This window comes from Sphingomonas silueang (assembly GCF_040049155.1).
Taxonomy (GTDB): domain Bacteria; phylum Pseudomonadota; class Alphaproteobacteria; order Sphingomonadales; family Sphingomonadaceae; genus Sphingomonas; species Sphingomonas silueang.
Window position 1 is genome coordinate 1 of sequence record NZ_JBDZDK010000047.1, and the last position, 19,361, is coordinate 19,361.

Annotated in this window: 22 protein-coding genes; 3 read left to right on the forward strand and 19 right to left on the reverse strand. The window is 65.1% G+C overall.

What is annotated here, in order from left to right; translation table 11 throughout:
- Nucleotides 1-263: 263 nt before the first annotated feature.
- The 10 genes from ABLE43_RS21770 to ABLE43_RS21815 are packed head-to-tail and all read right to left on the reverse strand — an operon-like array spanning nt 264 to nt 8,895.
- The gene (locus ABLE43_RS21770; protein ID WP_348980121.1) at nt 264-638 is read right to left on the reverse strand and encodes a TrbC/VirB2 family protein; all 375 of its coding nucleotides are present in this window, start codon (nt 636-638) and stop codon (nt 264-266) included.
- A complete protein-coding gene (gene virB11 / locus ABLE43_RS21775) occupies nt 635-1,612 on the reverse strand; it encodes a P-type DNA transfer ATPase VirB11 (protein ID WP_348980122.1) in 978 nt (325 codons plus the stop codon). Before virB11 ends, ABLE43_RS21770 begins: the two co-directional genes overlap by 4 nt.
- Nucleotides 1,609-2,700 carry a TrbI/VirB10 family protein gene (locus ABLE43_RS21780; RefSeq protein ID WP_348980123.1) on the reverse strand — a complete coding sequence of 364 codons (1,092 nt, stop codon included), beginning with the start codon at nt 2,698-2,700 and terminating at the stop codon, nt 1,609-1,611. The genes virB11 and ABLE43_RS21780 overlap by 4 nt, the downstream gene beginning before the upstream one ends.
- Nucleotides 2,697-3,383 (reverse strand): TrbG/VirB9 family P-type conjugative transfer protein, encoded by a 687-nt coding sequence (locus ABLE43_RS21785; protein ID WP_348980124.1) that lies wholly within the window; start codon nt 3,381-3,383, stop codon nt 2,697-2,699. Before ABLE43_RS21785 ends, ABLE43_RS21780 begins: the two co-directional genes overlap by 4 nt.
- The gene (locus ABLE43_RS21790) at nt 3,380-4,099 is read right to left on the reverse strand and encodes a VirB8 family type IV secretion system protein (protein WP_348980125.1); all 720 of its coding nucleotides are present in this window, start codon (nt 4,097-4,099) and stop codon (nt 3,380-3,382) included. Before ABLE43_RS21790 ends, ABLE43_RS21785 begins: the two co-directional genes overlap by 4 nt.
- Nucleotides 4,096-5,277: a type IV secretion system protein gene (locus ABLE43_RS21795; protein ID WP_348980126.1), complete on the reverse strand. Its 1,182-nt coding sequence runs from the start codon at nt 5,275-5,277 to the stop codon at nt 4,096-4,098. The genes ABLE43_RS21790 and ABLE43_RS21795 overlap by 4 nt, the downstream gene beginning before the upstream one ends.
- Nucleotides 5,274-7,652 (reverse strand): VirB4 family type IV secretion/conjugal transfer ATPase, encoded by a 2,379-nt coding sequence (locus ABLE43_RS21800; protein ID WP_348980140.1) that lies wholly within the window; start codon nt 7,650-7,652, stop codon nt 5,274-5,276. Before ABLE43_RS21800 ends, ABLE43_RS21795 begins: the two co-directional genes overlap by 4 nt.
- 16 nt (nt 7,653-7,668) lie before the next feature.
- Nucleotides 7,669-8,259 (reverse strand): hypothetical protein, encoded by a 591-nt coding sequence (locus ABLE43_RS21805; protein ID WP_348980127.1) that lies wholly within the window; start codon nt 8,257-8,259, stop codon nt 7,669-7,671.
- An 18-nt stretch (nt 8,260-8,277) separates the two neighbouring features.
- Nucleotides 8,278-8,553, reverse strand: a complete 276-nt coding sequence (locus tag ABLE43_RS21810; protein WP_348980128.1) for a VirB3 family type IV secretion system protein — start codon at nt 8,551-8,553, stop codon at nt 8,278-8,280.
- Nucleotides 8,554-8,556: 3 nt separating this feature from the next.
- A complete protein-coding gene (locus ABLE43_RS21815) occupies nt 8,557-8,895 on the reverse strand; it encodes a TrbC/VirB2 family type IV secretion system protein (RefSeq protein ID WP_425475301.1) in 339 nt (112 codons plus the stop codon).
- A gap of 147 nt (nt 8,896-9,042) precedes the next feature.
- Between ABLE43_RS21815 and ABLE43_RS21820 the strand changes: the two genes are divergently transcribed.
- Together ABLE43_RS21820 and ABLE43_RS21825 are read left to right on the forward strand one after the other, a co-directional pair.
- The gene (locus tag ABLE43_RS21820) at nt 9,043-9,720 is read left to right on the forward strand and encodes an RHS repeat domain-containing protein (RefSeq protein WP_348980129.1); all 678 of its coding nucleotides are present in this window, start codon (nt 9,043-9,045) and stop codon (nt 9,718-9,720) included.
- 85 nt (nt 9,721-9,805) lie between these two features.
- On the forward strand, nt 9,806-10,249 hold the full coding sequence (locus ABLE43_RS21825) for an ATP-binding domain-containing protein (protein WP_348980130.1): 444 nt from the start codon (nt 9,806-9,808) through the stop codon (nt 10,247-10,249).
- A 31-nt stretch (nt 10,250-10,280) separates the two neighbouring features.
- Here the strand turns inward: ABLE43_RS21825 and ABLE43_RS21830 are convergent, their stop codons facing one another.
- The 9 genes from ABLE43_RS21830 to rpsU form a co-directional block, all read right to left on the reverse strand.
- Entirely contained in the window at nt 10,281-10,799 is a 519-nt protein-coding gene (locus tag ABLE43_RS21830; RefSeq protein ID WP_348980131.1) for a hypothetical protein, read from the reverse strand.
- Nucleotides 10,800-10,879: 80 nt separating this feature from the next.
- Nucleotides 10,880-15,055, reverse strand: coding sequence for an RHS repeat-associated core domain-containing protein (locus ABLE43_RS21835; protein WP_348980132.1), 4,176 nt, complete (start codon nt 15,053-15,055; stop codon nt 10,880-10,882).
- Between the two features lie 661 nt (nt 15,056-15,716).
- Nucleotides 15,717-16,010, reverse strand: coding sequence for a MarR family transcriptional regulator (locus ABLE43_RS21840; protein ID WP_348980133.1), 294 nt, complete (start codon nt 16,008-16,010; stop codon nt 15,717-15,719).
- Nucleotides 16,007-16,486 (reverse strand): hypothetical protein, encoded by a 480-nt coding sequence (locus tag ABLE43_RS21845; protein ID WP_348980134.1) that lies wholly within the window; start codon nt 16,484-16,486, stop codon nt 16,007-16,009. The genes ABLE43_RS21840 and ABLE43_RS21845 overlap by 4 nt, the downstream gene beginning before the upstream one ends.
- 3 nt (nt 16,487-16,489) lie before the next feature.
- Entirely contained in the window at nt 16,490-16,825 is a 336-nt protein-coding gene (locus ABLE43_RS21850; RefSeq protein ID WP_348980135.1) for a hypothetical protein, read from the reverse strand.
- A gap of 20 nt (nt 16,826-16,845) precedes the next feature.
- On the reverse strand, nt 16,846-17,622 hold the full coding sequence (locus ABLE43_RS21855) for a helix-turn-helix domain-containing protein (protein ID WP_348980136.1): 777 nt from the start codon (nt 17,620-17,622) through the stop codon (nt 16,846-16,848).
- The gene (locus ABLE43_RS21860; RefSeq protein ID WP_348980137.1) at nt 17,610-17,804 is read right to left on the reverse strand and encodes a hypothetical protein; all 195 of its coding nucleotides are present in this window, start codon (nt 17,802-17,804) and stop codon (nt 17,610-17,612) included. Before ABLE43_RS21860 ends, ABLE43_RS21855 begins: the two co-directional genes overlap by 13 nt.
- 100 nt (nt 17,805-17,904) lie before the next feature.
- Nucleotides 17,905-18,108, reverse strand: a complete 204-nt coding sequence (locus ABLE43_RS21865) for a DUF5818 domain-containing protein (RefSeq protein ID WP_348980138.1) — start codon at nt 18,106-18,108, stop codon at nt 17,905-17,907.
- Nucleotides 18,109-18,129: 21 nt separating this feature from the next.
- Complete coding sequence (gene rpsU / locus ABLE43_RS21870; protein ID WP_348980049.1) at nt 18,130-18,330, reverse strand: 30S ribosomal protein S21; 201 nt, start codon at nt 18,328-18,330, stop codon at nt 18,130-18,132.
- 258 nt (nt 18,331-18,588) lie between these two features.
- Here rpsU and ABLE43_RS21875 point away from each other — a divergent pair, with 258 nt between their 5' ends.
- Nucleotides 18,589-19,137, forward strand: a complete 549-nt coding sequence (locus tag ABLE43_RS21875; RefSeq protein ID WP_348980139.1) for a hypothetical protein — start codon at nt 18,589-18,591, stop codon at nt 19,135-19,137.
- Nucleotides 19,138-19,361: the final 224 nt, after the last annotated feature.

Here is a 19,361-nt window from a genome sequence, read left to right on the forward strand (position 1 = left end):
AATGGGTCGACTGGTTCAATCATCGCCGACTGCTGGAGCCCATCGGCAACATCCCGCCTGCTGAAGCCGAAGAGCAATATTATGCTGCCGCAGACAACATCGATATGGCAGCGTGACTCACAAACCATGGCCTCCGGCAAACCCGGCGCGGTTCACATCGTCAGCCACGATAAAAATAGCAAGCCAATTTTGCGGAATAGCTTATCGGTGAGAGTAATCCTCGATCAATCCTGTGGGAGTTTTCAGTTGCTGAGGTCGCAGCCTTATCCCGTAGGGACCGCCGCACCAGCATAGGGGTCAAAGACAGCTGAGGGCGATGCCAACGGCATAGGCCGCGGCAACGGCGTCGGTGAGGCAACTGGCGGTGCGGGAACGGTCACGACGGTCTCTTCCCGGTCCCCAAGCAACCCTGCCGCGATCACCGGTGCCCCGAACAGCAGAAAGCATCCCAGCAGCACGCTCGAGCCCCGGCGCAGATGCAGCCGCCCGGTGAGCAGCAGGAACCCGATCCCCGCGACCGCCAGCACTGCCAGCGTCGTCGCCACCGTGCCGATCAGTGCATCCTGCAACCAGCGCGCGGCTGTAATGATCGCCTGTCCGCCGTTCGGATCGGCGAGCGACAGTGATGCCACGCTCATGGTTCGCGCAGCGTCACGGCGGAGACGTGCCGCCGCCCGCCGGTGCGGGTCAGCTGTACGAATACGTCGACGATCGAGCGGACATAATCGAGCACGTCCTGCCGCCCGAGCCGGGTGCCGCCCTGGAGCACCAGCAGCGCCAGCTGCTCGACCGCGCGCGCCGGGCTGTCGGCGTGGATCGTGGTCATCGATCCAGGATGGCCGGTGTTGACCGCGCGCAGGAAGGTATAGGCCTCCACCCCGCGCAGTTCGCCCAGCAGGATGCGATCGGGCCGCAGCCGCAGCGACGCGTTGAGCAGGTCGTCGCTGGTGACGCTCGCCTCGCCCAGCGCGCTGCGGCTTGCGAGCAACCCGATCGCGTTCGCATGGCTCAGATGCAGTTCGGGGGTGTCCTCGATCAGGATCAGCCGCTCGGTTGCGGGAATCTCGCGGATCAGCGCGTTGAGAAAGGTGGTCTTGCCCGTCGAGGTGCCGCCGGCGACCACGATGTTGCGCCGCGCCCGGACTGCCAAGGCCAGCATGCCCGCGATGTCGCCGTCGCCACGCAACCGGCGCAGTTCGGCATCGACCCCGTCATCGGCCTCTGCGCGAACGCCGTCGAAGGCACCCTGTGCGGCATAGTCGGCGAGCGTCAGGTCGGCGGACACATGCTTGCGGATCGCCATCGCCATGCCCCCCCGGGTCGCGGGCGGGGCGACGATCTGCACCCGCGCCCCGTCCGGCAGCGAAGCGGAGAGCAGCGGATGTTCGCGGCTGATCCCCTGGTGCGACTGTGCCGCGATCTGGCGGGCGAGGCGTTCGAGGGCGGAGGTGTCGAGCGCAGGGATCGCATGGCATTCGCTGCCGCCGCCCAGCGTCTCGACCCAGACCTCGCCCGGACGGTTGATGTAGAGGTCGGTCACGTCGGACCGTGTCAGCAGATCCGCCAGCGGAGCGAGATAGCTGGTGAGATAGACCGGCGCGACCGCGTTCATCGTCCGTCGACCGAGGCAAAATCGAGGTCGCGCGCGACGAACACGGTGACGCGCGTCCCCTGCCGCACGGTCAGGGTCGGGCGGACCTGCTGCGCCGGGTTCACCGCGCCACCCAGCGCGCCCCCGCCACGCGGCAGCAGGATGACCGATCCGTTACCCAGGCTCTGCGTGGCGAGCGATACGCCCAGATCGAGGCTCGATTGCAGCAACGCGCCGCCGAAGCGTTCGAGGAAATGGCTGTCGACTTTGCCGCGGATGCCCGCGCGCCCCAGCGCATCGGCGGCAGGGGAATCGATCGCGATCGTGACGCCATCGGGGCGGACGAGCCGGGTCCATTGCACCAGCGCGCGGTTCTGCCCCGGCGCCAGATCGGCGCGATACTCGCCGTAGAGGCGGCTGCCGCGCGGGATCAGCACCCGGCTGCCATCGAAGCCGCGCACGTCGCGCGATACCAGCGCACGGGCCTGTCCGGGACGGGTGGAATCCAGCGCGGTTTCCAGCACCGCGGGGATGAGCGTGCCCTGCGGCACGGTGCTGCGCTGTCCGGCGAGCCGCGCCGCGCGGGTGCGAGCCGACCCGCCGCCAACCGCCTGTACCGATGTCGGCGCGCCACCGGTGGTGCCGGTCGTGACGGGTGCCGCCTCGCCGTTCGACGCGTCATAGACCAGCGCCGGTCCGCCCGGCTGCCGCTCGGGCCTGCGCTCCGGCAAGGGTTGCGTGGTTGCAGGTGTGGTGGGGGCGACCGACACAATCGGTATCGGTGCGCGCACGACCGGGGCCGCGGGTGTTGGCGTCGGCGCCGGCACGGCAAGCGGTCGGACCACGACCGGCGGCGGCACCGGGATCGGCGCAGGCGGCACGTACAGCTGTGGCGGGGCGGCGGTTCCGGCGACCAGGTCGCTCGCCGCCGGCCGCGTGGTTGGCGCGGTGAGCGCGCGACGACGGCCATCGAGCGTCGCGAACAGCAGGATCGCGCCCAGCGCCGCGACGCCACCGAACACCCAGGGGCTGGCCTTGCCGGACTTGCGCGCGACGACCGGACGGATATCGCGCGCGGCAATCGCGCGCGGGTCGGTGCCGGGCGTCACGGCTTGACCGTCCGCGTCGCCCGCGCGACCTGCTTGTCGAGACGGAAGACCAGCTGCCGCCGCACCGCATCGATGGTGAACTGGTTGCCGCGCATATAGCCGTCGACCAGCACCTCCTGGCCGCGGTCGTCGATCGCGAAGACGGCGGGCAGCATGGCGTCGGCAGGCCAGTCGAGATAGGTCCGCATACCGTCGTCGCTGATCGCCTGCGGTCGCAGCGCCTTGGCCCCGCTCAACCGGTAGCGGCCGGGTGCGACCGCGTTGGTCGTCGGCGTCGGCACGGGCATGGGCGCGGCGCTCGGATAGACGAAGCGCACCGCGAACGGCGCGGCGGACGACGGCGCATCGGTTGCGATCAGCTCGAACATATATTCGCGCACGTCGGTGACGACGGTCAGGTTGGTGCTGATCCCCGCCTGGGTCGCCTTGACGAAGACATGGTCGCCACGCTTGTTCGGCGTCACCTGCCACCCGCCATTGTCGCCGATCGCGATATTCTCGATCCGTTCGTCGGCGGCGAAGGTCAGCGTGACCTGATAGCCCGCTGCAACGTCCAGCTGCACGACCTGGTTCGGGTCGTACACCACCGTCTGCAGCCGCGGGTCGCCGGGGCCGGGCGCGGGACGGACCTGCGCGACCAGCGGCGCGCCCGCCAGCAGCAGGGCAATGGCCCAGCGCTTCATCGCACGACGACCGGCGATGGCGGGGGGGCGGGCGGCTCGATAGCCTCAGCGTTGCGGTTGTAGCGTACGACCTGGAAGCCAAGCGGATTGACGTAGCGATCTTCGACCGACATCGGTTCGCGGCTGAAGCGATAGCGGATCACTGCGACCCATGGCTGCGGCGGCTGCACCTGCCCGCCCGCGTCGCGGCGCTGCGTCTCGAACCGCACCAGCGCGCTGTTGCCGCCAAGCGGCGACACGCTCTTGACCCGTGTCTCGACGATCGTGCTGCGCGGCAGGCGTGCCAGCGGACTGTCCGGATTGGCCAGCTGCATGCCCGCGACATAGCTGCTGCGCGCGGCGTCCACAGACCACAGGCCGACCTTGCGATAATTCGCCTGCACGGCGTCGATGTCGAAGCTCTCGCGCGCGATGACATACTGGACGAGGAACGAGCGGGTCAGCGCCGCATCGGGCGCGATCGTCGCCGCGTCGAGCGGGCGCAGCGCCTCGACATAGCCGGTCTGGCGATCGACCAGCAGCGTATAGGGCACCACCGTCTTGAGCGGGGCGAGGCCCGCCAGCGCGAACGCTTCCGCCAGCGCCACCACGCTGGCGAGGGCCGCCACGATCCATGCGATGCGGCGCGACTTGCGCAGCGCCTCGCTGCGCTCGTCGGCCCAGCTTCCTGCCTCGCGGTAATAGGCGTCGAGCGCCGCGCGCGTTTCCTGCTTCACCGGCGTGCGTCCCGGCGCCGAGCGCCCTGCGACATCCGCTGCCCCCGTCGCCGCCATGTCTGCCCTAGCGGCACGACCGCCGGCACGTCGGCACCATCGCCACGTGCCGTCGGCGTCGGTGCGATCGTGCGGGTCTGCACGACGGCAGCACCCTGCTCGCGTCGCTGCGCAGCGGCGATGGCGTCGGCGACGTGCACGGCGCGGTCATGGTCTCTCAAGGGCAAGGGCATATCCCGATTGGGGGCAGGTACGGGCATGGGGGAAGCCAGTCGCTCCGCGATCTCGCTGCGGAGCACGGTCGCGACCGACAGCAGCTGGTGAAAGGCGATCCGCGTCAGCAGCGCGACGACCGCGAACAGCGCGATGCCGAACCCCAGTGCCATCACCAGCAGCTCGACCGGAGCGGCCAGGGTCGCGATATTGGCTGCACGCTGTGCCAGCACGTCGGCCAGCCATGGCTCGATCAGCGCCAGCTCGACACCCAGCACCACCGCGATCGCGACGGCGGAAAGGAAGGTCGCGAACAATGCCCGTGCCCAGCCCAGGAACGCGCCGCGCGTGGTGTCGAACAGCAGCAGCGCAGCGAACAATGGCGTCATCGCGAGTAGCAACCCGCCGCCGATGCGTACGGCTGCCAGTGCGGCGATGACGCTGCCGAGGAATGCGACCCGTCCGCCGCCGAGCGCGATATCGTCCGCGACCGGTGAGGCGCGCATGCCGACGGGCTGGACGACCGCGACATCGCCCCGGCCCGATCCCCGATCCGACAGCGCGACGATGGCGTCGTCCACTGCCTGCAACCGCGCGGTCAGCCCGCCGCCGGCACCGGGCAGGTGAGGGCTGCCCAGCGTTGCGACGATATCGGCGGGGGCGTGCAGCACCACGTCATAGGCCAGCACCCGGACCGCGGGCCAGCTGGTCGCGAGCAGCAGCACCACGCCGACCTTGACCATGGCGACCACGCCGTCGCGCAAGGTCGGCGTCTGCCCCAGCAGCATCCGTACCCCGAACAGCGCGACGAATATTGTCAGCAACGCGGTCAGGGCCACTGACACCGCCGAGCCCGGCGCGGACAACAATTGATATCCCGACGCCCCGATCGTCTGCGCCTGGCAGTCGAGAAAGTTGAGCACGCCGCTCAGGAACACGCCGCCCGTCGTGGGGGTCGGGCAGGTCATGCCTCCTCCAGCAGCCGCGGCAGCCATGCGTCGGGCGCGTCGCCGGTTTCGGCACGGATCGCATCGAGCAGCCGCACGGTGCGCTCGCGTCCCGACAGGATCGTCAGCATCTCATGCTCGCCGCGCAGGTCGAGCCGGGCGACGACGCTCTCGCCGCCGTGGCGGATGAGGAAGCAGTGCGACTCCTGCGGCATGGTCCGCACCAGTGCATGTTCGTGGGGCGTGAGGCCGAAGCCGTCGATATAGTCTTCGGGCCGCGCCTTCGGGTTTATCATGAAGATCTGCGTCGCAGCCTGTTCGATGATCGCGCTGGCGATCTTCGATTCCAGCGCGTCCTGCGCGCTCTGCGTCGCGAAGCCGACGATGCCGTTGCGCTTGCGGATGGTCTTTTCCCAATCCTTGATCCGCCGGACGAACACCTCGTCGTCGAGCGCCTTCCACCCTTCGTCGACGACGATGATCGCCGCCGTGCCGTCCAGTCGTTCCTCGACCCGTTGGAACAGATACAGCATCGCCGGCGAGCGCACGACCGGATCGTCGAGGATCGCGGTCATGTCGAACCCGACCGCATCGGCGGACAGGTCGGTGTGGTCCTCGGCATTGTCGAACAGCCATGCCCGCTCGCCATCGCCCCACCACGGGCACAGCCGCGCCCACAGGTCGGCGGCATGCGGGCGATGTCCGCCACGCAGCAACTCGGCGAAATGGCGCAGGCGGCGATGTTCGGGCGGCTGCGCAAAATTCGCGTCGACCGCGTCCTTCAACTGCTGCACCTCGCCGATGTCGGGATCGCCGACCAGCAGCCCCAGCCAGTCGATCAGGAACTGACGGTTGGCGGGCGTATCGTCGATCCGCAGCGGGTTGAGACCCGACGCCTCGCCGGGACGCAACTGGTCATAGCGACCGCCGATCGCGCGGAGGAACAGCTCGGCCCCGCGATCCTTGTCGAAGAAGATGATCCGGGGTCCGAACTTGCGTGCCTGTGCCAGCAGGAAGTTGAGCACCACTGTCTTCCCCGATCCCGACGGGCCGATGACGGTGAAGTTGCCCAAGTCGCCGTGGTGGAAGTTGAAGAAATACGGTCCTGCCGCCGTCGTCTCCAGCAGCGACACCGCCGGTCCCCAATGGTTGCCGCCTGGCTGTCCCACCGGGAAATTGTGCGCGCTCGCCAGCCCGGCGAAATTGGCGGTCGAAACCAGCGCCCGCCGCGCGATATAGCGGAAATTCGCCGGGAATTGCGCCCAGAAGGCGGGTTCGAGCGCGATGTCCTCGCGCACCGCGACGATGCCGAGGTCGGCGAGCGTCGCGCCGATCTCGGCCACGCCCGCATCCACTTCTTCGAGCGTGTCGCCGCGGACCATCACCGTCATGTGATGCTCGCCGAAGCCCGCGCGACCCGCCGCCACCTCATCCTTGGCTTGCGCCAGTTGCCCGCGCAGGCTGACCGCCTCGTCCTCCGCCGAGCGCATCCGCCGGAGTGCAAGGTTCATCCGGTTCAGCGCCTGCCCGCGCTCGATGAAGGCGAACGACTGGCTGATGACCAGTTCATAGGGCAGCCGCAGCAGATCGTCGAACATGCCCGCCGCGGTGCGCGCCGGATAATCCTTGATCGACACGATCGCCGCGAAGGAGCGTGGCACGCCGCCGCCTTCGCCCAGCTCGATCGCATCCTGCCCGAAGCTCACCCGGCGATAGGGGAGATAGGCCCCCAGATCCTGCAGCGGCAGCAGCACCGGGCGCATGTCGCCGTTGTAGAGCGCGGAAAGGAATTCAAGCGGTTCCGAACACGGGCCGTTCGGCGTGTCGTACACCCCCAGCAGGCGCGGCGCATAGCTGCCGAGCGCCGCCAGCAGCCCGTCGCGCGCGCTGTCGAGCTGGCGCAGTTCGTGCGCCAGCAGCGCCGCCCGGTCCTGTCCGCCATGGGTGAACAGTCCGCGCACCCGGTCGGCTAAGCCGATGCGCCCCTGCAACGGGCGGCGGACCAGCGTCAGATACAGGTCGTTGACGTACAGCCGCCGTTCCCCGAGCCGCGCCTGCCAGCGCGCATCGAGCCGCTGCGAGAAATCGTCGGGGAAGGTCGCGTCCAGCGTCACGTCGGCGCGGCGACGGACGATATGGTGATAGAGCGCGAAGCGCGACGAGCCGATGACCTGCAACATCGCATCGCGCAGCGCCTTGCGATAGTCGAGCTCGTCGCCGTCCGCGGTCTCGAACAGCAGCCCGCGCAACGCGATACACTGCATCAGCAGCCCGTCGCGCGTCTCGATCGTGCGATCGTCGACATGGACCGCATAGGGCAGGTGCGTCCCCGCGGCCTTTTCGCGCGCTGCGGCCTTGGCACCGAAACCGGCGGTGGAAGTGACGCTGCGATCGATCACGAGGTGGTTCGGGTCAGTTCGACCATAGCTGGCTGCCGTCCGCGCGGCGCAGGACGAGCTTGCCGTAGTCCGTCAGTTCGGCATAGGCGCCGGGATTGCCCCAGGTCCCCGTGTTCCAGACCACTTGTCCGTTCGATGCGTAGAGGACCAGATTGCCGTCGCCTTGCATGTCGAGGTGGTTCTGCCCGCGGTCTCCGGTCATCGTCTCCCAGGTCGCTGCCGTGTCGCGATTGTAGATGACCAGATTACCGTCCTGCTGCAGGTGCAGGACATACTGGTTGCCGGGCGACTTGATGCCTTCGCCATGACGGAGCGAGAAATTTGCCGGCATGCCTCCGGCGCGGACGATGTTGACGTTCTCGACCCGCTCGCGATTGCTTGCCTTGTCATAGGCATATTGCGTGCGGCGCCCGCCATTTCCGATCGGGCGTGCATCGCTCGAAACAAGCCGACCGAGCGCATCGTACTTGTAGGTCACGGTTTCACGCGCGTCCTGCGCCACTGCTGCCGATGCGAGGATCAGCCCGGACAGTATCGGAATAGCCTTGCGCATATGCTCCCCCCTTGCAGATGATGTCGTGCTGTCGAGTACCCGACCGGCCAATATATCGCCCCGATACTATTATGGTCGGTAGGAATTGCATCCCCAGAAACGATGGTTGCGCACCCGCGGACAGCGGCTGACCCGCATGATCCACAAGTCGATGATCCGCGGTTCGCGCAGACACAGCAGCACGCCCACGCCATGGATGATCAGCGCCGCCAGCAGCACCCATAGCGAGCGGAAGATCAGGAACAGCTCGGCGGCGATCACCGCGTTCACGACGAAATAGCTGTAGGTGACCCCCGCGAACATCTGCGGCCGGGCCAGTGCGACGAACAGCGGATCGTGCTGCACCGCTCAGCCGCCGAGGCTGGCGGTAGACTGGATCCCGCCGACGATGCTTGCCGCACCGAACAGGATGAAACAGCCGAGGATCACGACCGCGCCATAGCGCCAGTTGATCCGACCGGTCAGCATCAGGAACCCGACCGACGCGATCGCGATCACCGCCACCACGGTCGCCACTGTGCCGAGCAGCGTACCCTGCATCCAGCGGAGACCGGCCACGATCGGTCCGGAACCGGCAGGATCGGCGAAGCCGTCCTGCGCCACGGCGGACGACGCGATGATCAGCGCGTGGAAACCGGCAAGTCCCTTGAACAATTGATTCCGCACCGGATTCCCCACGAGCATCATGCTCCACAAACCTATCCGGCTGATCCTGTTTAGGCTATCGGAATCGACGATACGCTTTGTCTTTGTCTCGAGAGCACGGGCATCGATCGGACCGGGGTAGTCATCGGAATCGCACGATCGGTTCGATAGCGGGACGAGGGGGCGGCAATGCAGCAATCTTTCATCGGTGCATGGCGATACCGGGCGGTATGGGGGGCGTTGCTTGCGATCTCCGTAGTGCCGACCGGCGCTGCCGCCGCGCAGAGTACGACGACCGACTATGCCCATGACGCGCTCGGCCGTCTGATCGGCGTCGCGACGGAAGGCGGGCGTGCCAGCGGCGACGGCGCGTCCTATAAATATGATGCAGCCGGCAATCGTATGCGGGTGAACGGTGCCGATCTGTTGGAGGGGCAACAGTGGAGCAACTGCGCGTCGGAGAACGGTATCTGCGGCCTGAGCGGCGCGGCCGGCGACCAGTTCCAGATTCGCTACGGCGCTGGTCCGACCTGGTCGTATCGCCTGGCCACGCTGACCGGCAGCAGTCAGCAGGTCGGCTGCAACAACGCCACGTTCGACGATCCAGCGCCGGGAAAGGTGAAGCGCTGTGACAAGGTGCAGGTCTTCGCATCGTGGGAGACTTGCGCGAGCGAGGGGCAGGCGTGCATCCTTTCCGGCGCTGCCGGTCAGCAATGGACGGTGCGCTATGGCGTAGAGCCCAACTGGGCGGCCTCGCAAAGCTTCACGCTCGGCGGGGGTGCCATGAGCGTCAACTGCGACAACAGCCGGTTTGGTGATCCTGCGCCGGGCAAGGCCAAGCAGTGTCAAAGGCGGCGAGTTTTGTAGGGGCGTTGCCTGTTCGCCCGCTAGTGGGGCGATCGTGCCGAGGCGTTCATAGATGTGGCACAGGAATTTTCGGACCTGGGGCCGCATGTGGTTCACCCACAAAAACTATGCCACCAAGCGTCTCAACGGCCGCACCGCCGAGGTGCTCGCGATCGACGCCGAGGAAGGGCTGGCCATGGTCGGCATGAAGGGCGGCAAGCGCCAGACCCTCGACATAGCCAACATCGCCGACCGCCACATCCGCCCCGCCTGGGTTTCCACCATCCATGCCGCACAGGGTGCAACCTGCGATCGGGTCATGGCACACCTGGAGAGCTTCCGTCGCAACGTCGACGCCAACCTCGCCTACGTTGCCGTCTCCCGCGCCAAAAAGCACGCCGCCATCTATACCGACGACCGCGACCGCCTCGCATCCGCCATCGAGGGCCGCGACGGCGCCAAGGTCGGCGCGATCGACGAGACGCTGACGAGGAAGGGGGCCGCGATCGCCATCCCCTTGCCGGTCAGGGCCGCAGGGATGGCGATCTGATCGGCTCGGGAAAAGCGATCAGGAGTCCGGATTACAGGCTTCCCGCCCGCTCCCAAGCGCGCAATAGATCATGAATTTTCTTATGGATCATGGCCAGTCGAGGCATGTCCTCGTCCCTCAATCCCAGCGAATAAACCAAGTCGCCATAGTTTCCTAATGCCGTGCACAGCCCTTTCTTCTCTGACAACAAATAGCATGATGCAACCACGCTTCCCAGATTACCATCGGCAATCCTAAGGCGATACTCCCATTGCGTGGGATCGCTATCCATAATCACCTTTTCTACCGTGTATTTTGCTAGCGGAGAGAATTCCTCATTGCGTCTCGCCGATGAACAAGCAGTAGAAAGTTGGCTAGATACAGGTGGCGTCTTCGGATGACATGTCGTGGCAGACGATTCTATCGTGACAATCATCTGCTCTTCCGGGCGGACACCCGGGTTTATAAGAAATTTCAATCCTGCCGATTGGCTGGATGGCAGCCAAGGTATAGTTCCTTCAATCAGATAGCTCTTGGGAACATGGAAGACATGGTCATCAACCTTGACCACGCTTACGCCAGTTTCACTACAGCTGCTAAGGGCCATAAGAGCGCTAACTCCTGCGATTAGCGTTTTCCCGCTTATCCGCATCAGGGACACCCCTTCCATATTGGAGAGGTCAAAGTCGCCTCCAATTCCGTCCCTGTGAACATCGAACCTCCAAACGTGGAGTTTGGAAGCCGATGAGCAGAGAACACTTGGAAATGGTAAGCCGCAATCTGAGCCGCCGATGGACTACCAAACGTATTAACAGCGTTGACGTGGGCTCGCATCAGCTCAACACCTATCTGCTGCACTTCCGCCTGCGCAGCTGCATAGGACAGCGGAGCACCTTCTCCTCTGTTTCTCGCAAAAATAGCACCCCGGAGACGGCTGTTTGCAAACACCCCCGAAAAATTCGAGTCTCCCACAATCGACAATGCGGTAGCGGCCATAGGGTCACCGCGAGCTCCCCTAGAGTTCCAGAAAGCCCGCCTATTTCCATTACGCGATGCGGCTGCCTCAGCCGGAGAAATGCCGGGCGCGCACTGGTTATTCTGCGGCATCGTTTCACTGCGGCCGCCGCCCTGCGCCGGGCCGCTTGGGCTGCTAGGCTGATATTGTTGATAATAATCCATAAAGCTGCGACCACAAAGCGGAGCGGTCATCGAGTTTCCAGTGAATTGTCCTCCGGAATAATGACTTGTGGTGTATCCTGGTACGGCAGTTGTTAGCCCCTGATCGCTACATTGATCCAAGCCGTAAGGATCCCTCTTATTCACCGGATCCCCACCGACGTAGTTGTACCAGTTGATCCCGTCGGCATATCCGATCGGATCGGTCTGGAGGAAGCGGCCCATGCCCGGAGAGTACATCCGCGCCTTGTAGTAATACAGCCCGAGTTCCGCCAGCCACGCCTGCCCGGTGTACTGGAACCGCCCGGTGTTGTTCGTCCCCGGATAGCCATATTCGTCATAGGTATTGACGACGATCCGGCTCCAGCCGTGCTGCGTCATGCTTACGATCGATCCCTGGTGGTCGGGCATCAACTGCCGCGGCGACGTCTCGCTGGCGTGGTAGGACAGCACCGGCGTGTCCGCACCGTCGAGATGAACGTGGCGCTGCAACCGGTTGCCCGCGCCGTCATATTCCAGCACCAGCGCGTCGCCGTCGTACACGAACCGCGATGCCACCGTCCCGTTCTGCGCGATCTCGAACAGCCGCCCCAGCGGGTCGTAGGTCAGCGCCACCCCGTTGGGTCCGCTAACCAACCGGTTCTCCGCATCATAGCCATAGACCTGCGTGCCGCCTGCGGGCGACACGCTCTTCGTCAGGTTACCGTTCTTGTCATACTCGAACGTCGCCGGGCCGGCGGCGCTATACTGGTTCAGCCCATTGGTCGTATAGGGACGGTCGACGTTCACCGCGCCGGTCCATGCATAATCGTCGTTGGTGCGATACTGCCGTTTGATCTGCGACGCGGCATTGTATTCGAGCACCGTCCCGTCGAGCACGACCGTGCCGTTCTCGTTGCGTTGCAGGTTGTACCCGGTCAACCGACCGAGCGGATCATAGCCGTGCCCGCGACCGTTCGCGCCGTGCCCGAACCACGACCGGGTCCCTTCGGGATAATAGGCGAGGTTCAGTACTTCGCGTGTCGTGGTGCCTACCGTTTCGGTGATCCGCGTGTTACGCCCCAGCACATCACGCTCATAGCCGAACGCCATCCCGTCCGGATGCGTCAGTCGCGAGCGGTTGCCGGCCGCGTCATAGGCGTAGGACAGCGTGCGTGACGTTCCGCCCATCGTCGTCGTCGTGCTCGCCATCCGCCCCAGCGCGTCATAGGTCGCGCTGACCGCCTCGCTCGTGCCCGAGAAGGTCGCCGAAGTCAGATGGCCAAGCAGGTCATAGCCATAGTCCACATCGCGCGTCGCCGACGCGGGCGGGCAGCCCATCGACTGGTCCGGCGGGCAGCCGTCCGGCACCGTCTTCTTCGTCAGCCGACCGAGCAGGTCGAACGTAAAGCCGATCATCCGTCCATCGCGCAGGCGACGCGATTGGATGTCCCCGTTCGCCTGATAGTTCAACTGCTCGTAATCGCCGGGCGAACCGGCACAGGCAGTCGACGACGCGGTCTGGTAGCAGGTCCGCACCGGGCGGGCGAACCCGTCGTAGGTATAGGCGGTCACATTGCCCTTGCCGTCGGTGACGGTGCCGAGCGTACCGTCGGCGTGATAGGCATATTGGTCCTCGGTCGCCGCATCGGTCTTGTCGCCGCGACGAACCACGGTCACCTGCCCGGCGTCGTTGTACGTGACCTTGGTGATCCGGTCGGGCCCGTCCGTGCCGGTAACGCCAAGATTGCAGGCGGAAGCCGGGGCGGTGGCGAAGGCATCCGGATTCATCCGCTGCACCGTACACTCCAGGCGACCCGCGGTGTCGTAGCCGAACTGGGTGAGCGTGAAGACGCTAGCCCCGGACATCGCCCGCTCGGCGGTCTTCCGATTGGCATCGTCGTAGGAGAACGCAGCCTTCCGGTCGGCGGTGAATCCGCTGCCGTCGGCATTGCCTCTACCCTGTTCCTGCACGCTGATCCGGCCGCGCGCGTCATAGGTCATCCGCACGATCGGATGCGGCAGTTCTCCTGCGCCGTCCGGATCGGGCGCGATGACCGCCGTTGGACGGCGCAGCACGTCGTAGGTGATCCGCTGGGTATCGGCCGTCCCGCTCAGCGGCCCGTCGATCGAGGTGACGTTGCCGATCGCGTCATAGCCGAATGTGGTGGTCGCCGAGGGACCGCCGTCGCTACCTGCGATCGTCTGCGCGGTCGGCAGCAGGTTGCCGCTTTCGTAGGTGATCGTCGTCGTGGTTTCGTCCGCTGTCCCGACGCATGACGCCGTGGTGCGGCAGGTCGATATGCCGGTCAGCATATAGATATCGGCACCGGTGGTCGTATTGTGCTTCAACGCATAGGCGTAGCGCGTCGCCGGGCGAATGCCCCCGCTCGCCGCAGGTCCGGTAACCTTGGTCACATTGCCATGCGTCGGATCATATTCGTAATCGGTGACGCCGCCGTTGGCGGCGGTGGTCGAGGTTGGCTGGTTGCACGTCACGGCGTTCGTGCAGCTCGCCGGATAGCTGGCAGTCGAGACGATATCGCCGAGATTGCTGCCGGTCCGCGCGACCTGCCGCGTCTCGGTCACGTTACCGCGGGTGTCATAGACGAAGCTGGTATATTCGCCGCCCGGCTGCGTGATCCGCGTCACCCGGCCAAGACTGTCATAGGTCCATTGCGTCTTGCGCGCCAACGGGTCGGTGCGCGACAGCATCCGCTCGAGCGCAAGGTCGAACACATAGACGGTCGCCTTGGCCGCCGGGTCGGTGACGGTCACCGTCCGGATGCTCCGCCCGTTGTCGACGCCATCGACACTGGCGTAGGTCGTGTTGCCCACGGCGGTCTGCACGCTCGAGACGCGCGCGCCGCTGTACCCGATCGTCACGTCGGCCGTGGTGCTGCCGGGGTAGGTCACGCCCGTGATGCCGCTCGCGCCATAGGTGAACTGCATCGCCTGGCCTGCGGCATTGGTGAAGCCGGTACCGCTCACTTCCCCATTGGTCGCACGGTTCTTCAGCGTCACGCCCTGAACGGTCGACCAGCGATACAGGTCGAAGGGGCCAGTTTCGGGGTCCTGCGGATCCCCCTCCACTTCCGGATAGGAGAAGGTCGCGCGATATCCGTGGCGGTTGTCGATCGAACCAAGTCGATAGGCCGTGGTCTTCAGCGTGCAGATCAGGCCGTCGTTACCCTGCTTTGTGCCGGAACAGTAGACCACGCTGTCGTAGTTGTAGGTGAGCGTTTCCCCGGAAGGGAAGGTGATGTTCGTGACCCTGCCTTCGGTCGCATATTGCGGATAGAAGCCGGCCCGCGCTTTGTCGAACAGCGCTACGGTGCCGTCGCTGGCGGTATAGGTATAGGTCGATCCGGCAAGCGACAGCTTCGATCCGCCGCCCTCGCTCGAAACGTAATTCGACCCCGACTGCGTGAACCGGTCCGAACGGCCGTTGATCGTGACGATAACGGCATTGTTCTGAATGTTGATGACGGCGATCAGATTGTCGTTCCAACCGTCGCCGTTGTTGAACTTGAAATACTGCATGCCTTTTTCGTCGGCGGAACCGATCGACAGCACGGGACCGGTGACGAGCAGCTTTCCGCTGATGAGATCGACACCATTGGCATCGACCGACTGGCGAACGGGCGGCGGCGGCGCGATCTGGGCCAGCACCGGCGATGTCGTTCCCCCGATCAGCACAGCCGATACGAAGAGAGAACGACGCAGAAACGCCGTACGACAGTATTTTTTCAAGATCGCCCCCGATCAGTGCCCCAAGCGGTTGATATCCGCCAATAACGAGGTTGGCTGAGCGGCGAGGCGGACGCAAGGGGAAATTCGATGTGACGTGACCCAGGCTTTGTGTTCAGCCGCAACCAAAGGTCGACCGGTGTTGAACTGTTACCCGTTCTTGGACCACTTGACTGGGCGTCATCCGCATCTGCCGTAGCGGCAGGATATGAACCGCTGACGTTTTACCAGCGATATAGGCAGCTCACGGCCGATAAGGCTATACGGTCGCACCTCGTTACAGTCTCCGCGCCAAGCTTCACGTTCTTCGACAGCGTAGTTGATACTACTAAAACAGTGCTGGTTCAGGCACTCCGCCCGGAAAACGCCCCCGTCCTTTGCCAAGGAAAGCTGTTTAAAGAATCAATGATTGCGGCTTTCCGACATATCTTGCCGACGTTCGTACCATCCCCAGCCTGCTTCAGTACGAAGGTGATGTACGCGTCGGAGAACTTCGACCTGTTCATCTCAAACCTCGTCTCTTTGGAAATCCCGCATCACTCGAACTTTCCAATGCAAGGCCGTCCAGAAGACGGGCAGCAGCTTAATCCAACGCCGCGAAAACCTTGTCCATTCCGGCCTTGATGCCGGGCGCCAGCGTCACCCAATACCGCCGACCATCGTCGGGATCGGATTGCCGGACCAGCAGGCCCTGCTCGACCAGCGAGCCGATGTAGCGAAGGGACGTCGTCGCCTTCACCCCGGCCATGAGCGCGACAGCCGATACCGACAGCAACTGCCCCTCCTCTGCAGCGATATAGGCTTCCATGAGGATGTCGTGGACCGGATCGCTCGATTTCAGTCCATGAAGCTGTGCGATTTTCGCCCGCAGGTTCATCGCCTCGCGCGCACGGCGGGATCTGGCCGTTGGCGGACCTCGCCGGACCAGGCCGGGTCGAGGCCGTGCTGCATCAGCCGGCGGCGATGCCGTGCCGTGCCCGCCGCAAGCAGCATGAGCGTGGGATACGCACTGAGCGCATGGAGGATCAGGTAGATCGCCCGATAATAATACGGTGCGTACCAGATCGCCAATTGCAGCAGCACGCTGAGGATCAAGAGGGCTGATAACCATAGCGGCCAGAATCGCTCTGCATGCAGCGCGACCAGCACGACGGCCACGCATAGAACAAGATCAACGACGAACAGGCCTACCTCTTTCGATCCGAACACTCGGGTGCTGAAGCCGAGCGCGATCGCGGACGCGACGACGGCGGCGACGATCAGGCTCGCGACAAGTCGCTCGGGCGCTCCCCCGCGCCGCCAGGCATAACCTGCGGCGAGGGCGAGGAGGATCAGATAAAGGTAGGCGTTCATCGCTCAGGCGGCGATCGGCAATCCTGCGACCGCCTTCGTGGGCGTGGGATCGTCGAACGTCGGGACGATGTCCCCGTGGCCGATCACCTTGTGCTCGATCGCGAGATCGTACATCCGCCGGTGACACCGGCCGAGGTGCGCACGAGCCTCGACGGTGAGCGCGATCGCCTTCGATGCGTCGGCGAGCGGCCCCTGGATGACGCCGTAACCGATCTTGAGCTGCTCGCGATCGGCCACCAGCGCCTGGATCATGGCGGCGGCCGAGGAGATGGTGAGATCGTTCGATTCTTCCGCGGTCTTCAGCCCATGGGTGATGTCCGCGACGACGGGATGGATCATAATAGCCCCCTGCTGTGCGTCTACGATCGCAGGCTGGTCGAGATCGACACCAGGCCCACGACAGCGATCACCGCGAGTGCCATGGCGAGGGCAAAGGCCACCACCAGCGCCACGATCATCCCCAACCGCGCGCCCTTTCCAAACTGGTGGGGCTGATACGGCCGGTCGAAGTACAGAGCTCGGGTCCAGCCATCCCCCTTGGGGCGGGGCGGGTCGAGGTCAGCGTTCGGCTGTACCGAAACGGGTACATCCGCGCCGGTTTCACCCTCAACCCGTCCAGATTCACCCCCTATTTCTGGAGGGGGTGCAACCACAGGGCTCGGGCTGGAGACGTGCGCCAGCATCCGCGCAGCTTCCTTCCGGTTGCGCGCACCCAGCTTGTGCCTTGCATCAGCGAGATAGCCGTTCACGGTCGTCAGGCTGATGCCCAGTTCCCCGGCGATCTGCGCGGTGTCGTAATGCAGAGCGACCAGTTCGAGGCAGCGCCTCTCACGCGGGGTCAGGCGAGACAATGGTTCCGATTCGGTCACGATGAACCATAGCCCGAAATGGGTCTTTCCCAACGCCCCCGTCGACGAGGAGCCGCCACCACCGCACGCTTCGCGTACCTTATTCAGGAACGCCGCCGGTGACGACGTATGGTTGTCGATCCACCATTTGGCGTCGCGGATCCGGAGCCATGCCGCGCAATCGGCGGCGGCGGTCGTGACCGGATCGGTCGTCAGCGCGGCAAGCCGACCGGCACGGATGGCGGTGGCCCATGCGATCTGTCGCCCGCTGCCGGTCAGCTCGGGCAAGTCGAGATGGCCGCCGGGTTCCCGGCCGCTTCTTTCGCCTGCTCCGCCTGTTTGTCGGCGATGAAGCAGGCGCGGCACAGGGTGGTGCGCAGCCAGCGCGCCTTGCGTGCTGCCCGGGCATCGAAGTCGTAGATGACATGCCCCCGCTCGTGGCCGCAGGCATGAACGATCCGCTGTTCCACGGCGGCATGGAGTGGCCTTGGCCATGACCGCGATCAATCGGGATGAGTCGACCTGAATCGTTCCCGCGACGAGCGGTTGCGGTGCTTTCGCAAGCCTTGATCAGATCGGCGTGATGCTGTCGGCGTCGACGACGCCGGACGCGACCAACGTACCGACGAGCCGGACCCGCTTCTCGACCTCGTCGACCGGCGTGCGGTGCAGCTCGAGCGCATAGCGCCCGCCGGCGTCCCGGCGCAGATGGAAGGTGCCGCCGTCACGCACCAGCGTGCCGGTCTCGTCAATCCGGGTACCGATCGGAATCATCTGTGTGACCGGGTAGCGCGGTCAGCGATCGCGTTCGGCGCGCTTGCGCTCGGCCTTGCGCGCCCGGCTGATCGCGGCGGCACGCTCGCGAGCGCGCTTCTCGGACGGCTTCTCATAATGCTTGCGCAGCTTCATCTCGCGATAGACGCCCTCACGCTGCAGCTTCTTCTTGAGCGCACGGAGCGCCTGGTCGACATTGTTGTCGCGGACGATGATCTGCATGGGGACGTCGCTCGTGCGTTGCTATCGGTTGAAACGACAGGAACGGCGGCACCGTACCTGCGGTCGCGGCCGTATCCGTATTGTCCGGCATTTGGCAACCGGTGGCGAGCGATCACCTTGCACTGTAAGCTTCTGCCTGTTGGTTTCATCACGCGATGAATGGGTACGACCTCTTGGTTGATACCGGATGATATGAGACATACATGATCCGGTATCAACCGGGAGAGCCTCATGGCAACACCATCAGCAAGCGCAGAGGTGGCAGACGTCATCTACCGGCGGATGCAGAACGGTGCCGCATTGGTCGCGCGATCGCTGTCACCGGCGCAGCTGAAGGACGTGGCTGGCACCGCAGACTTCACGCAGATGCTGCTCGCAATCCTGCGCAACATGCCCGCGGTCGATCCCGAGGAACGGCGTATTGCCGAACAGCTGACGCGAACGGCTGCGTTCAAACGCGACCTCGTGTCGCGGGCGGGTGGGGCACTGACCGCCGAACAGGTGCGTGCACTGCTCGGCTATCGGTCGGTGCAGGCGGTACACAAGGCGGTGACAAGCCGCCGCCTGCTGGTCGTCGATGACAATGGCCGCAAGCTCTTCCCCGCCTTCCAGTTCGACGGCGGCAGCATCGCCCCCGGCATGGCGGCGATGCTCGCCGCGACGCCGACCACCAGTCCCTGGGCGTTGTTGCAGTTCATGGTCGAGGGCGACGAAGGACTGGGCGAGGACGTGCCGATGACAATGGTTACCGGCGGTCCGGATACGATCCAGCGCCTTGTCCGGTTTGCCGCCACGCTCGAGGATTGAGACGTGGGACGACCGACGACGACCATCACTGCGGATGCCATATTGTACCGCATTCATGCGTCGGACCGTGGCGCGCGCTTCTATGGCAGGCGTGACGCGACCTAGGCCGGATCGACATTCATCGTAGCCAGATCATGGCGGCGGCGAGGTGGACGAAGCCGGTGAAGTGGATGGTGCGGCGGTCGTAGCGTGTCGCGAAGCGACGGAAGTGCTTGAGGCGGCCG